Source organism: Microbacterium sp. I2, from assembly GCF_051364985.1.
Taxonomy (GTDB): domain Bacteria; phylum Actinomycetota; class Actinomycetes; order Actinomycetales; family Microbacteriaceae; genus Microbacterium.
Window position 1 is genome coordinate 390683 of the sequence record NZ_JBLWIH010000007.1, and the last position, 14168, is coordinate 404850.

Below are 14168 nucleotides of genomic sequence, written 5' to 3' on the forward strand. Positions count from 1 at the left end.
GCGGGTCGCGAAGGTTGTGCGAAAACACCAGTCGGTGACCGTGGCGCGCCGGTGACGGATGCCGGGGCTCGGCGTGTCACGCGACGGGCTGGTGTTTTCGCACGCAGGGGTGGGGTCTGCGGCGGGTTCGGGGCCGGTCAGGAGGGCCGGCGGGTCGCGAAGGTTGTGCGAAAACACCAGTCGGTGACCGTGGCGCGCCGGTGACGGATGCCGGGGCTCGGCGTGTCACGCGACGGGCTGGTGTTTTCGCACGCAGGGGTGAGGGGGTTCGGGGCCTGTCAGGAGGGGAGGCGGGCCGTGGAGCCGCGCACGATCAGCTCGTACGGCAGCTCGCCGGGCCGGTGGGCCGGGGCCTCGGCAGGAGCGGCCTCCAGCTCGGCGAGGATCGCGTCGGCGGCGCGCTCGCCCTGCCCGAGCGGGAACTGGTCGACCGTCGTGAGCCGGAAGAACTCGCCCAGTTCGTGGCCGTCGATGCCGACGACCGAGAGGTCCTCGGGCACGCGGTAGCCGAGTTCGCGCGCAGCCAGCAAGGCCCCGATCGCCATCTCATCGGATGCTGCGAAGATGGCGGTCGGCCGCCCGCCCGGCTTGCCCAGCAGCTGCTTGGCGGCGCGGAAGCCGCCTTCGATGGTGAAGTCAGCGGGCTCGAAGAGCGACGGCTTGACCGGGATACCGGCATCCGCCAGCGCCTGCTCGAAGCCCTGCCGCCTGTGGGTCGGGATGTGGAAGTCGATGTCGAACTCGGGGCTCGCCCCGATGTGCGCGACCTCGCGGTGCCCCAGAGCCAGGAGATGCTCGGTCGCCAGGCGTGCCACAGCGACGTCGTCGACGGTCAGGGTGGTCAAGCGGGGGTTGGGTCCCCCGATCGCGATGACGGGCAGATCGAGTTCGAGCAGCCGGCCGGTCTCTTCCTCGCCGAGCTCAATCGAGATCGCGATGACGCCGTCGACCCGCTGGCGACGCAGGAACGTGTCGAACACGTCGTGACGCTCGGCGCGGTCGGCGGTGAGGCTGTACAGCGTGATGTCATAGCCGCGGCGCATGAGGGCGGAGGCGATGCCGCTCAGCACCGTCGAGAAGAACCACCGGTCGAGGAAGGGCACGAGCACCCCGATGTTGCGGGTGCGGCCGGACGCGAGGCTGGACGCCGACGCCGACACGACGTAGCCGAGACTCTTCGCGGCCGCTTCGACCTTGGCCTTCGCGGCGACTGAGACGTGGCCGCGCCCGCTCAGGGCGCGCGAGACGGTCGCGGTCGAGACGCCCGCTGCGCGGGCCACCTCATCGATGCTGACCACGTCGTCACCCTCTCATGCGCGCGGAGCCGAACCCCGCGCCGCTCAGTCGATCGCGAGCCAGACTGTCGTGTCGACCGGGAGCTCGCCACCGTCGACGGGTCCGCTCGACGCGATCACGATACCCTCCGGCAGCGGGATCGCCGTTGAGCCGGTGTTCGCGATGACCGTGACATTCCCGTTGCGGAATGCCACGGCATCCGTCCCGAACCCGTCGATCCACTCGAGGGTTCCCGCGCCGAGGTCGCGCTCGCGGCGCTCGGCGAGCAGCAGGCGGTAGAGCTCGAGCGTCGAGTCCGCCACGCCGACCTGGGCATCGCGGGCGAGCTCGGCCCACTCGGCGGGCTGGGGCAGCCATGACGCACCGGACGGGCTGAAACCGTAGGCCGGGGCATTCGTCTTCCAGGGAATCGGCACGCGGCAGCCGTCGCGCCCGTAGCGCTCGCCGTTCGTGCGGAACCACGTCGGGTCCTGCCGCGCGTCCCCGGGGATGTCGATGACCTCGGGCAGCCCGAGCTCCTCGCCCTGATAGAGGTAGGCCGAGCCCGGCAGCGCCAGCATGAGCGTGGTCGCGGCCCGCGCGCGGCGCAGACCGACGTCGGCGATGGGCTTGCCCGGCGAGTCCGGGCCGATGCCGTGGCCCTGCGGGTTCTCGGCGGTCAGCGCCAGGCGCGACGCGTGGCGCACGACGTCGTGGTTCGACAGCACCCACGTCGCCGGGGCGCCGACCCCGCCGAACGCGCGCAGCGACTCGGCGATGACCGCGCGCAGCTCACCGGCGTTCCACCCGGTCTGCAGGTACGGGAAGTTGAAGGCCTGGTGCATCTCGTCCGAGCGCACCCACTGCGCGGTGCGGTCGGCGGTCGGCAGCCACGCCTCGGCAGCGAGCGCGCGGTCGCCCTCGTACTCGTGCATGATCGTGCGCCAGTCGCGGTACACCTCGTGCACTCCCTCCTGGCCCCAGTACGGCACGTTCTCCTCTTCGCCGCCCATGGATCCCGCCTCGGGGTCGGGGATGTAGTCCGGGAGCCCCTCGGCCTTCACCAGGCCGTGGGCCACGTCGACGCGGAAGCCGTCGACGCCGCGGTCGAGCCAGAAGCGCAGGATGCGGCGGAACTCCTCGCGCACCTCCTCGTTCGACCAGTCGAAGTCGGGCTGCGACGAGTCGAACAGGTGCAGGTACCACTGGCCGGGGGTGCCGTCGGCCTCGACGACGCGGGTCCACGCGGGGCCGCCGAACACCGAGTCCCAGTTGTTCGGGGGCAGTTCGCCGTGCTCGCCCTTGCCGTCGCGGAACATGTAGCGCGCGCGCTCGGGGCTCCCGGGCGCGGCGGCCAGCGCCTGCTGGAACCACTCGTGCTGATCGGAGGAGTGGTTGGGGACGAGGTCGACGATGACCCGGATGCCGCGGTCATGCGCGGCCGCGAGCATCGTGTCGAAGTCGGCCAGGGTGCCGAAGAGCGGGTCGACGTCGCAGTAGTCGCTGACGTCGTAGCCGGCGTCCTTCTGCGGCGACCGCTGGAACGGGCTCAGCCAGATCGCGTCGATGCCCAGCGCGGCCAGGTCGTCGAGGTGCGACGTGATGCCGGGGAGGTCGCCGATGCCGTCGCCCGACGCGTCCGCGAACGAGCGGGGGTAGATCTGGTAGATGACGGCGGTGCGCCACCATTCGCCGCCGATCGGGGCGAGGAACGCATCCGTGCGCTCTGCGGTCTCTGCGAAAGTCATCGGCCCAGTGTACTGCAAGCGCTTACACTCGCTTCGCCCGCGGGTCGGCGTAGGGTTGTGCGGTGCCCTCAGAAGCCGTCATCCGCGCCGAATCGCTCATCCGGACGATCCCCGACTATCCGGAACCGGGGGTGCTGTTCCGCGACATCACCCCGCTGCTGGCGGATGCCCGGGCGCTGCGCGCCGTCATCCACGCCATGATCGCCCCGTTCGACGGATCGTTCGACGTCGTCGCGGGAGTCGAGGCGCGCGGGTTCCTGCTCGCCGGAGCCGCCGCGATGGAGGCGGGCGCGGGTCTCGTGCCGATCCGCAAGGCGGGCAAGCTGCCTCGGCCCGCGGCATCCGTCTCGTATGCGCTCGAGTACGGCACTGCCACCATCGAGGCGCACGACGACATCGCGAACGGCGCCCGGGTGCTGCTGGTCGACGATGTGCTCGCCACCGGAGGCACTCTCGTCGCCGCCCATGAACTCGTCGAGACTCTTGGCGGCGAAGTCGTGGGCACCGCGGTGCTCATGGAGCTCAGCGGACTCGGTGGGCGCGCGCTCGTCGGCGACGTGCACGCCGTCTTCACCGCCTGACGCCGCCACGGGGTGCGATGCCGGCTCAGTCCAAGAGCGTGGCGATCAGGATGCCGGCACCGACGAAGGCGGCCAGCCCGCGCACGTGATTGCCCGTTGTCCACTGCCGCGCGATGACCCGCCACTCCTCGAGGTCGGCCGGCCGCGCCGGATCCAGCGCTTCGACCCGGGTGTTGCGGGGGATGTGGAACGCGGCCGTGATGACGAGGTGCGCCGCGACCAGCACATCGCCGGCGACGCGCCACACCGAGACCGCACCGTCCCACGCCACGAACTCCGCGACCGCCGACGCAACCGCCACGAGCGCCGATCCGACGAACAGCAGGAAGAACGGCGGACGGATCGACCGGTTGATCGACTGCATCGCCGCGAGCGCCTCGGCGTCGGGCCGGCGGACGAGCCCCGGCATGACGAGCCACGAGAAGCCGAGGTAGACGCCGGCCACGGCGGCGCCGAGGAGAGCGGATGCCGCGGCCAGCAGCTCCTGCGGGCTCATTGGGCGTCGGGCATGTCGATGGGGTGGTACCGGGAGGTGAATTTCACGACGGCTCCGTCCGATCACATCTGGTCGACTCGCAGTCTAGAGACCTCGTCCGACGCGGTGACGGCCCGGCGCCGTCGAGGTCACTGCAGGCAGAATTCGTTGCCCTCCGGATCGCGCAGCTGGTAGTAGATCTCGGGCCACGGGCCCCACGGCCGGTCGACCAGCCGCACCACCTCGGCGCCGAGCCCGACGAGCCGATCCTTCTCGGCATCGAGCTCCTCTCGCGTCGGCGCGCGTCCGGCGACCGCCTGGATGTCGAGGTGCAGCCGGTTTCGCCCGCGCTTGGGAGTGTCGGCGTGATGGAAGTAGAGGCGCGGCCCCTTCCCCTCCGGGTCTTCGGCGAGAGCGCGCTTGGCGAGATCGGCTTCGGTCAGACCCGACGCGAGCAGGTCCGCCTTCATCGGGTCCTCCCACTCGAGTCTCGGGTAGCCGAAGACGTCGGACCAGAAGTGGGCCAGCCGCCGCGGGTCCTCTGCATAGAACGTGATGTTGCCCAGCTCCGCCATCTGTGAGCTCCTTCGCGATCCCCCTGGCCGCCACGGTACGCGTGACCCGGACGCGGCGGAAGCAGGGCCTCAGCCGCCCAGGACGACGTTGACCGGGGGCTCGCCGGCCGCCAGGCGCTCGATCTGGGTGCGCACCAGGCGCGCGATGCGCGGCCGCATGGCGGTGGACGCGCCGCCGACGTGGGGCGAGATGAGCACACCGGGAAGACCCCACAGGGGGTGACCCTCGGGCAGCGGCTCGGGATCGGTCACGTCCAGCGCCGCGCGGATGCGCCCACGTCGCACGTGATCCACCAGCGCGTCGGTGTCGATGAGCGTGCCCCGGCCCACGTTGACGATGAGGGCGCCGTCGGGCAGCGCCGTGAGGAAGGTGTCGTCGACGATGCCGCGCGTGCTCTCGCCGCCCGGCAGCGACACGATGACGATCTCGGCCTGGGGGAGCAGCGCGGGCAGCTCGTCGACGCCGTGCACCGGCATCCCGTCTTCGTCCCGTGCCCGCGACGCGACGGCGGTGAGCTGCACCTCGAAACCGGACAGCCGCGCGGCGACGGCCTTGCCGACACCGCCGTATCCCAGCAGCAGCACCCGTCGATCGGCGAGGCTCTCGGCGAAGACGGGCGACCAGCGGCCGGCGGCCGTGTCGACCGCGAAGGCGTCGATGTGCCGCTGCGCGGCGAGCGCGAGCCCCACCGCGAGCTCGGCGGTCGACGTCTCGTGGACGGAGGACGCGTTGGCGAACAGCAGGCCGTCGGGCAGTACGTCGGCGACGCCGTCGTACCCGATCGACTGGCCTTGGACCAGACCGACCTCGACTTCCCCGAGCCGCTCGAGGAGGCCAGCCATCTTCATGTACGGCGGCACGACGATGTCGATACGGTCTCGCGGGGCGGCGGCATCCATCGGCCACACCACGACCTCGACGCCGTCCGGCATCGCGCCGAGGTCGGCGGCCAGTTGCTCGGTGGGGACACTGACGACGAGATTCCGAATGCCGCTGCTCACGGCATCCACGCTACCGGGGCCGCGGGGGGCTAGAGTTCGGGCAACCGGACGCAAGGAGGCGGAGATGGTTCCCGAGATCAACTACTGGGCGGTGCTGCTGGCGACGGCCTCGAGCATGGTCGTCGGCTCGATCTGGTACACGCCGAAGGTCTTCGGCACGCGCTGGGCGAGGCTCGCGAAGGTCGACATGGACCGGCCCGGCGCGAGCGCGGTGATCCCGATCGTGGTCACGCTGATCGTCAGCTTCATCACCGCGTGGGTGCTCGCCGGCGCTTCGTCGATCGCGTGGCACTTCTACGGCGGCGGCTACCTGCTCGCCGCGCTCGGCACGGCGGTGATCCTGTGGGCGGGCTTCACGGCCGCGCGCTTCATCACCCACGACGCGTTCGAGGGCCGGCCGAGCTCGCTGACCGTGCTGAACATCGCGCACGAGCTCGTGACCCTCGTGATCATGGGCGTGATCATCGGCGTCTGGCCACCTGCGGGGACCGTCTGACCGACCGACTCGCGGAGGCCCCGATCGCGGCTCAGGCCGCCTGAGCGACCACGGCGGCGATGGCCGACGTGAAGAACGACAGGCCGTCGACGCCGGAGCGCATCGCGGCGGACGTGTCGGGGCCGAAGCCGGGCTCGACGGCGTGCTCGGGGTGCGGCATGAGGCCGACGACGTTGCCGCGCTCGTTCGCGAGGCCGGCGATGTCGCGCAGTGATCCGTTCGGGTTGACACCGAGGTAGCGGAAGGCGACGAGGCCTTCGCCCTCGAGGCGATCCAGCTCCGACTCGGAGGCGATGTACCCGCCGTCGGCGTTCTTGAGCGGGATGACGATCTCCTGGTCCGCGGCGAAGTCCGACGTCCAGGCGGTGTCGTTGTTCTCGACGCGCAGCCGCTGGTCGCGGCGGATGAACTGCTGATGGGCGTTGCGGATCAGACCGCCGGGCAGCAGCCGCGCCTCGACGAGCATCTGGAAGCCGTTGCAGATCCCGAGGATCGGCATGCCCTTGGCCGCGGCATCCGTCACCTCCGTCATGATCGGTGCCAGCGCGGCGATGGCGCCGGCGCGGAGGTAGTCGCCGTAGCTGAAGCCGCCCGGTAGCACGAGCGCGTCCACGCCCTCGAGATCGTGGGAGCCGTGCCACAGGGCGACGGGCTCGCCGCCGGCCACGCGGATCGCTCGCTGCGCGTCGCGGTCGTCGAGCGATCCGGGGAACGTGATGACGCCGATGCGGGCGGTCATTCGACCACCTCGACGGCGACGACGTCCTCGATCACCGCGTTCGAGAGGATCTCGTCGGCGATGCGGCGGGCGGTCGCGAGCACCTCGTCGTCGACCTCGCCCTCGACGGTCAGCTCGAACCGCTTGCCGATGCGCACCGCGCTGAAGGCGTCGACGCCCAGTCGCGACAGGGCTCCGGTGACGGCCTTCCCCTGCGGGTCCAGAAGCTCGGCCTTGGGCATGACGTCGACGACGATGGTGGGCATCAGACAGCTCCGGATGTCGCGGGCAGGGGTCGATCTCAGTCTACGGCTCCGGCATCGTCCTGCTGTCCGGGCTGCCCGAGTCCCGCCCTCCAGGGTCGTGATGGAACTGTGACCGTGCCATGGGAGCGCTCCCTTGACATTCTTGGGAGCGATCCCATAGCGTTTCGTCTCAATCGATGGGACCGCTCCCACGAGTCTGACCCCGGATCCGTCCGCGGTCCGAAAACCCTGCAACACACCAACCCTGACAACACAAAGGAGTGACAGTGAACGCACGCGCCTTCCGCAGAAGCGCTGTGGCAATCGCCGCATTCTCGGCCTCGGCCATCGTCCTCGCCGGCTGCGCCGGCAATGCCGCCAACGACGACGCCGGTGAAGACGGCGAGACCACGCTGACGATCGCCACGTTCAACGACTTCGGCTACACCGACGAACTCCTCGCGGAGTTCACGGAAGAGACCGGGATCAAGGTCGAGCACACCCGCGCCGCCGAGTCGGGCGACGCCCGTGCGAACTACTTCGCGAAGCTCGGCAAGGGCGGCCTGGCCGATATCGAGGCAGTCGAGATCGACTGGTTCGCCGAGGCCATGCAGTACTCCGACCTCCTCGCCGAGGCGCCCGACAGCGTCAAGGGCCGCTGGCTGGACTGGAAGGAAGCCGCCGCGACCGACGCGGACGGCCGACTCGTGGGCTTCGGCACCGACATCGGCCCGCAGGGCCTCTGCTACCGGTCCGACCTGTTCGCGGCGGCGGGCCTCGCCTCCGACCCGGCCGGCGTCGCCGACCTGTTCAACGGCGACTGGGAGCACTTCCTCGACGTGGCCGACCAGTACAAGGCGGCCACCGGCAAGCCGATGATCGACTCGGCCAACTCGGTGCTCCAGGGCATCGTGAACCAGATCGAGTACACGTACACCGAAGAGGACGGCACGGTCATCGCGACCGAGAACCCCGAGATCGCGGACGCGTACAACCTCGTCGCCGAGCGCGCGGTACCCAACTCGGCATACGCCGGCCAGTGGTCGGACGACTGGTTCGCCTCGATGGCGAACGGCGAGTTCGCCGCGATGCTGTGCCCCGGCTGGATGCTCGGTGTCATCGAGGGCAACGCGCCCGACACCGCCGACTGGAACATCGCCGACGTCTTCCCGAACGGCGGCGGCAACTGGGGTGGTTCGTACCTGACCATTCCCGCTGACGGCGAGAACGTCGAGGCCGCACTCGAGCTGGCCGATTGGCTGACCGCTCCCGAGCAGCAGATGAAGGCGTTCGCGAACGCGGGCACTTTCCCGAGCCAGCTCGAGGCACTCGAGAGCCAGGAGCTCGCTGAGGCCACCAACGCGTACTTCCAGGACGCACCGGTGGGCGAGATCCTGTCCACGCGCGCCGAGGCCGTCACGGTCGCGCCGTACAAGGACGCGAACTACTTCAAGTACCACGACGCGCTCCAGAACGCGGTCACGCGTGTCTTCGACGGTGTCGAAGACCAGCAGACCTCGTGGAACACGTGGGTCGCCGAGGTCGAGGCCTTCTGACGAACCCGGTGCGTGCGGGCCGGCGACGGCCCGCACGCACCGCCCACGCTTCCCTGCCCGCACCAACCCGGAGCCACTCGTGACCGCAACCGAAACGCGCCCCCATGCGCAGGCGGCGACACCCCCGCAGCTTCCCAAAGAGAAGCGCGTGCGCGTGCTGTCGTTCAGCCAGAAGCTGAGCCGCTGGGACCTGAAGGTCTCGCCGTACCTTTACATCTCGCCCTTCTTCATCATGTTCGCGATCGTGGGTCTGTTCCCGATCGCCTACACCGCGGTCATCTCGTTCATGGAGTGGGACCTCGTCCGCAACTCCGGAGAATTCATCGGGTTCGACCAGTACATCTGGATCCTCCAGAACCCGCAGTTCTGGACGGCGCTGCGCAACACCTTCAGCATCTTCCTGCTCTCGAGCGTGCCGCAGCTGATCCTCGCGATCTTCATCGCCGCGATGCTCGACAAGAACATCCGCGCCAAGACCTTCTGGCGAACGAGCGTCCTGCTCCCCTACGTGATGGCACCCGTCGCCGTCGCCCTGATCTTCAGCAACATGTTCGGCGACAACCACGGCCTGGTGAACAACATCCTCACCGACCTCGGCCTGCCCGCCGTGCCCTGGCACAAGGACGCCTTCGCGAGCCACGTCGCGATCGCGACGATGGTGAACTTCCGCTGGGTCGGCTACAACGCGCTCATCATGCTGGCCGCGATGCAGGCCGTGCCGCGCGATTATTACGAGGCCGCAACCGTGGACGGCGCCGGCGGCTTCCGTCAGTTCTGGAGCATCACGCTCCCGTCGCTTCGCCCCACCCTCATCTTCGTGATCATCACATCCACCATCGGCGGACTCCAGATCTTCGATGAGCCGAGCCAGTTCGACAACACCGGCCAGGGCGGCGCCGCGGGGCAGTGGCTGACGATCACCCTGTTCCTCTACAACATCGGCTGGCGCGAGTGGAACTTCGGCCGCGCCGCAGCCCTGGCGTGGATCCTGTTCCTGCTCATCCTCGTCATCGGCCTCGTCAACCTCCTGGTCACGCGACGCCTCGTCCGGGACGAGGGCAGCCGAGGCGCCGCCGGCGTCCTGCGGCGCATGAACCGCAAGGGAGACCTCCGATGAGCACCACACCTCCGATCGCCATGGTCGAAGAGCCGGTCGCCACCGCGGGGCTGGGCGGCGGCCGCCACCGCAACAAGACCACGAAGATCCGCGGCTTCCGCGCCGGGTTCTGGGTCTACGCGGGCCTCGGCGTCGTCGTGCTGTCGGCCGTCTTCCCGTACTACTGGTCGTTCCTGATCGGGTCGGGCGACTCCACGACCATCAGCGACCCGAACATGTCGTGGATCCCGGGCGGCAACTTCTTCGCCAACGCCGCCTCGGTGGTCAACGACCCGGCGGTCAACTTCTGGCCGGCCCTGTGGAACTCGATCTACAGCTCGACGCTGATCGCGGCATCCGTCGTCCTCACGTCGACTCTCGCCGGCTGGGCTTTCGCGAAGCTGAGGTTCCGCGGCAGCAAGCCGCTGCTCGTCTTCGTCGTGGCGACGATGGCCGTGCCTACGCAGCTCGGAGTCGTGCCGCTGTACATCCTGTTCGCCGACCTCGGCTGGACGGGCAGCGTCGGCGCGATCATCATCCCGGCGCTCACCAGCGCGTTCGGCGTGTTCTGGATGACGCAGTACCTGCAGCAGACCGTGCCCGACGAGCTGATCGAAGCCGCTCGCGTCGACGGGGCCACCATGATGCGCACGTTCTGGACCATCGCGGTCCCGGCGGCGCGTCCCGCGGCGGCGATGCTGTTCCTGTTCACCTTCGTCGGCGCGTGGAACAACTTCTTCTGGCCGTTCATCGTGCTGGACCGCCGTGACCCCACCCTGCCCGTGGCACTCTCGCTCCTGCAGTCGAACTACTTCGTCGACTACTCGATCGTGCTCGCGGGAGTACTCCTGGCGACGATCCCGTTGATCCTGCTGTTCGCCTTCGCGGGCCGCCAGCTCGTCAGCGGCATCATGGCCGGCGCCGTCAAGGGCTGATAGACACATGACCATCGCATCCAGAGAGGACTCTGCCCTCATGACGCCTGCGCCTTCGCGCTCCTTCCCCTCGGACTTCCTGTTCGGGGCCGCCACCGCCGCCTTCCAGATCGAGGGGGCCGCCCACGAGGACGGCCGCCGCGACTCGATCTGGGATGCGTTCTGCCGCGTGCCCGGTGCCGTCATCAACGCCGACAACGGTGATGTGGCGTGCGACCACTACCACCTGTATCGCGATGACGTGGCCCTCATGAAAGACATGGGCCTGCAGACGTACCGTTTCTCGACGTCCTGGTCGCGGGTGCGTCCCGACGGCGGTGCACTCAACACGCAGGGCGTGGACTTCTACAAGCGCCTAGTCGACGAGCTGCTCGGCGCCGACATCCTGCCGTGGCTGACGCTCTACCACTGGGACCTGCCGCAGGCGCTGCAGGAACAGGGCGGGTGGACCAACCGCGACACGGCCGACAGGTTCACCGAGTACGCGCTCGACCTGCACGACGCCCTGGGCGATCGCGTGAACGTGTGGACCACGCTCAATGAGCCGTGGTGCTCCTCGTTCCTGAGCTACACCGCGGGCCTGCACGCCCCTGGCCACTACAGCGTCGAAGAGGGCGTGCTCGCCGCGCATCACCTGCTGCTCGCGCACGGTCAGACGGTGCGCGAACTGCGCGCCCGTGACGAGTCGCTCACGCTCGGCATCACGCTCAACCTCACGGTGGCAGACCCCGCCGACCCGAGCGAGCCGGCCGATGTCGACGCCGCACGCCGCATCGACGGCCAGTTCAACCGCTGGTTCCTCGATCCGGTCTTCCGGGGCGAGTACCCTGCCGACATCGTGGAGGACATCCGCAAGGTGGATGCTTCGGCCATGGCCGCATGGGAGGCCGCCGTGCAGCCGGGTGATCTCGAGGCGATCTCGACCCCCATCGACTCGCTCGGCGTGAACTACTACCACGGTGAGCTCGTCGGAGGCACGGCACCGGCGAACCCGCCGAAGCCCGGCGACGCGCCGACCGACCGCCCCGGGGCATCCCCGTTCCCGTCGCACGAGGGCATCTTCTGGCACGAACGCGGCCTGCCTCGCACGCCGATGAACTGGGAGGTCCAGCCGGAGGGGCTCACTCGTCTGCTCACCCGCGTGTGGACCGAGTACGCGCAGCCCGCCGGCACTGTGCTCTACGTCACCGAGAACGGTGCCGCCTACGACGACGAGCTCGTCATCGACGGCGGCGAAGCGCGGGTGCACGACCACGAGCGGGTCGACTTCGTCCGGGGTCACCTGAGCGCGATCCTGGACGCGGTGGATGCCGGTGCCGATGTGCGGGGATACTTCTACTGGTCGCTGCTCGACAACTTCGAGTGGGCGTGGGGGTACGAGAAGCGCTTCGGCATCGTGCGCGTCGACTACGACACGCAGGCTCGCACGGTGAAGGACAGCGGACGCGAATACAGTCGCATCATCGACGCACGAGCGATCGAGCACTCGGCGGCGACGATCTCGTAACGCGAGAAGGAGCACGGCAATGGACACGGACGCACATCGCGGCTCCGTCACGATCGAGGAGGTCGCCGCAGCGGCGGGCGTCTCGCGGTCGACGGTGTCGCGGGTCGTCAACGGCTCGACCGCGGTCTCTCCGGAGGCGCTCGACTCGGTCAAGCGTGCGATCGCCGAGCTCAACTACGTGCCCAATCGCGCGGCCCGTTCACTCGCCAGCCGGCAGACGCACGCGATCGCCCTGATCGTGCCCGAAGACACCACGCGGTTCTTCGGCGACCCGTTCTTCGCGGCGATCGTGTCGGGCATCAACGCGCGGCTGAGCCGGTCGGACTACGTGCTCAACCTCTTCATCGCCAGCGACGACCCGGGCGACAAGACGACGAGCTACGTGCGCAGCGGCGCAGTGGACGGGGCGATCGTGGTGTCGCACCACACCAGCGACACGTTCATCGACCGCATCGCGAGCGTCGTGCCGGTCGTGTACGGCGGGCGCCCGGTGCGCGAGCGGGAGCGCGACTACTACGTGGACGTCGACAATGTGCGAGGCGCCTACGACGCGACGGTGTACCTGATCGAGAGCGGCCGCCGCCGCATCGGCACCATCACCGGTCCGCTGGACATGCCCGCGGGCATCGACCGGCTTCAGGGCTACCGCGATGCGATCACGGCGTGGGGGCTGTCTGAGGGTGTCGTCGAAGACGGCAACTTCACCGCCGACGGCGGTGCCGACGCCATGCGGCGCATCCTGGAGTCGGGCGAGCGCCCTGACGCCGTCTTCGTCGCGAGCGACCTGATGGCCCAGGGCGCGATGACGGTGCTCGCCGCGGCCGGCCTGCGGGTGCCCGACGACATCGCCCTCATCGGCTTCGACGACTCGCCGGTCGCGACCTCGGTGTCGCCGCAGCTGACCACGGTGCGCCAGCCGTCCTATTCGCAGGGGGAGCGCATGGCGTCGATCCTGCTCGAACTGCTCGCTGGGCGGCATCCGCGTCACGTCACGATCCTCGAGACCGAGCTCGTGGTCCGCGAGTCGGTCTGACGCGTCCGCCGCTCAGGCGGTCGTGGCGATCGTCGCGCGCAACAGGTTGGCCCACGGATCGTCGAACGACACGGTGCGCCCGTCGTCGCGCACCTGCAGACCGTGGTGGCGCAGGCGCTCGCCGAGTTCACCGAGCGCGTCGGTGTGTGGGAGTGCGAGGTCGATCCGCCCGAGGCCGAGCGCGGGCATGCGGGGCCCTGCCCCGCGAGAGTTCCACACGTTCATCGCCATGTGGTGGTGATACCCGCCGGCGCTCACGAACAGGGCCTGGTTGCCGAGCGCCGCGGTCTGGTCGAAGCCGAGCGTGTCGACGTAGAACGTGCGCGCGGTGCCGACGTCGCCGACCGACAGATGGACGTGACCGACGGATGCCGCTTCCTGGGCGGTCGCGCCGAGTGCCACCTCCTCGGTCAGGTGCTCGTTCAGGAACGCGTTGGGGTCGAGGCCCAGCGTCGCCATCTCGATCTGGCCGTGCACCCACGACCAGTCGGTGCGATCGCGGTCCCAGTACAGCTCGATCCCGTTGCCCTCCGGATCGGTGAAGTAGAAGGCCTGGCTCACCAGGTGGTCGGCCGACCCGGTGAAGGTGCCCGGCGCCTGGCGAGCCACGGAGTAGAGCGCGGCCGCGAGCGCCGCCTGCGTCTCGAACAGGATCGCCGTGTGGTACAGCCCGGCCGAGCCAGGCGTCGCGTGTCTCAGCGCGGGTTCGCGCTGCAAGATGACGATCGCGCGACCTGCGCGGCCGAGCGTCACGGTATCGCCCTCGGCAGCCAGCACCTGCAGCGTCACGACGTCGCGGTAGAAGGCCGTCATCGCGTCCAGATCGCCGACGAGCAGCGTCACGGCGCCCATCGCCGTGTCGGCCGCGAGCTTGTCACCGGATGCCGCGACTATCCCATTCATGTGAATGCACAACGCCGCGGCAT

The 14168-nt window shown here is 69.4% G+C and carries 14 protein-coding genes and 1 pseudogene; 7 read left to right on the top strand and 8 right to left on the bottom strand.

What is annotated here, in order from left to right; translation table 11 throughout:
• Window positions 1–278: 278 nt before the first annotated feature.
• Both ACLKM7_RS06960 and ACLKM7_RS06965 read right to left on the bottom strand, forming a co-directional pair.
• Window positions 279–1298: a LacI family DNA-binding transcriptional regulator gene (locus tag ACLKM7_RS06960; protein ID WP_436446417.1), complete on the bottom strand. Its 1020-nt coding sequence runs from the start codon at window positions 1296–1298 to the stop codon at window positions 279–281.
• A gap of 42 nt (window positions 1299–1340) precedes the next feature.
• The gene (locus ACLKM7_RS06965; RefSeq protein ID WP_436446418.1) at window positions 1341–3023 is read right to left on the bottom strand and encodes a glycoside hydrolase family 13 protein; all 1683 of its coding nucleotides are present in this window, start codon (window positions 3021–3023) and stop codon (window positions 1341–1343) included.
• Window positions 3024–3085: 62 nt separating this feature from the next.
• On the opposite strand from ACLKM7_RS06965, the gene ACLKM7_RS06970 reads away from it, so the two are divergent.
• Window positions 3086–3604, top strand: a complete 519-nt coding sequence (locus ACLKM7_RS06970) for an adenine phosphoribosyltransferase (protein ID WP_436446419.1) — start codon at window positions 3086–3088, stop codon at window positions 3602–3604.
• 25 nt (window positions 3605–3629) lie between these two features.
• On the opposite strand, the gene ACLKM7_RS06975 is transcribed toward ACLKM7_RS06970, so the two are convergent.
• The 3 genes from ACLKM7_RS06975 to ACLKM7_RS06985 form a co-directional block, all read right to left on the bottom strand.
• Window positions 3630–4100 carry a DUF1772 domain-containing protein gene (locus ACLKM7_RS06975; protein WP_436446420.1) on the bottom strand — a complete coding sequence of 157 codons (471 nt, stop codon included), beginning with the start codon at window positions 4098–4100 and terminating at the stop codon, window positions 3630–3632.
• A gap of 128 nt (window positions 4101–4228) precedes the next feature.
• On the bottom strand, window positions 4229–4654 hold the full coding sequence (locus ACLKM7_RS06980) for a VOC family protein (RefSeq protein WP_436446421.1): 426 nt from the start codon (window positions 4652–4654) through the stop codon (window positions 4229–4231).
• A 69-nt stretch (window positions 4655–4723) separates the two neighbouring features.
• The gene (locus tag ACLKM7_RS06985) at window positions 4724–5656 is read right to left on the bottom strand and encodes a 2-hydroxyacid dehydrogenase (RefSeq protein ID WP_436446422.1); all 933 of its coding nucleotides are present in this window, start codon (window positions 5654–5656) and stop codon (window positions 4724–4726) included.
• A 64-nt stretch (window positions 5657–5720) separates the two neighbouring features.
• Between ACLKM7_RS06985 and ACLKM7_RS06990 the strand changes: the two genes are divergently transcribed.
• Window positions 5721–6152 (top strand): DUF1761 domain-containing protein, encoded by a 432-nt coding sequence (locus ACLKM7_RS06990; RefSeq protein ID WP_436446423.1) that lies wholly within the window; start codon window positions 5721–5723, stop codon window positions 6150–6152.
• Between the two features lie 31 nt (window positions 6153–6183).
• On the opposite strand, the gene purQ is transcribed toward ACLKM7_RS06990, so the two are convergent.
• Together purQ and purS are read right to left on the bottom strand one after the other, a co-directional pair.
• Window positions 6184–6891, bottom strand: a complete 708-nt coding sequence (purQ, locus tag ACLKM7_RS06995; RefSeq protein WP_436446424.1) for a phosphoribosylformylglycinamidine synthase subunit PurQ — start codon at window positions 6889–6891, stop codon at window positions 6184–6186.
• Window positions 6888–7136: a phosphoribosylformylglycinamidine synthase subunit PurS gene (purS, locus tag ACLKM7_RS07000; protein WP_219983063.1), complete on the bottom strand. Its 249-nt coding sequence runs from the start codon at window positions 7134–7136 to the stop codon at window positions 6888–6890. The genes purQ and purS overlap by 4 nt, the downstream gene beginning before the upstream one ends.
• Before the next feature lie 266 nt (window positions 7137–7402).
• Between purS and ACLKM7_RS07005 the strand changes: the two genes are divergently transcribed.
• The 5 genes and pseudogenes from ACLKM7_RS07005 to ACLKM7_RS07025 all read left to right on the top strand — a co-directional run.
• Complete coding sequence (locus ACLKM7_RS07005; protein ID WP_436446425.1) at window positions 7403–8671, top strand: ABC transporter substrate-binding protein; 1269 nt, start codon at window positions 7403–7405, stop codon at window positions 8669–8671.
• A gap of 79 nt (window positions 8672–8750) precedes the next feature.
• Window positions 8751–9788, top strand: coding sequence for a carbohydrate ABC transporter permease (locus ACLKM7_RS07010; RefSeq protein ID WP_436446426.1), 1038 nt, complete (start codon window positions 8751–8753; stop codon window positions 9786–9788).
• Complete coding sequence (locus ACLKM7_RS07015) at window positions 9785–10702, top strand: carbohydrate ABC transporter permease (protein ID WP_436446427.1); 918 nt, start codon at window positions 9785–9787, stop codon at window positions 10700–10702. The genes ACLKM7_RS07010 and ACLKM7_RS07015 overlap by 4 nt, the downstream gene beginning before the upstream one ends.
• 7 nt (window positions 10703–10709) lie before the next feature.
• A complete protein-coding gene (locus ACLKM7_RS07020; protein ID WP_436446428.1) occupies window positions 10710–12209 on the top strand; it encodes a glycoside hydrolase family 1 protein in 1500 nt (499 codons plus the stop codon).
• Window positions 12210–12222: 13 nt separating this feature from the next.
• Window positions 12223–13242: pseudogene (locus ACLKM7_RS07025) on the top strand (LacI family DNA-binding transcriptional regulator); the annotation flags it as partial.
• 12 nt (window positions 13243–13254) lie between these two features.
• On the opposite strand, the gene ACLKM7_RS07030 reads toward ACLKM7_RS07025, so the two are convergent.
• Window positions 13255–14145 carry a VOC family protein gene (locus ACLKM7_RS07030; protein ID WP_436446429.1) on the bottom strand — a complete coding sequence of 297 codons (891 nt, stop codon included), beginning with the start codon at window positions 14143–14145 and terminating at the stop codon, window positions 13255–13257.
• Window positions 14146–14168: the final 23 nt, after the last annotated feature.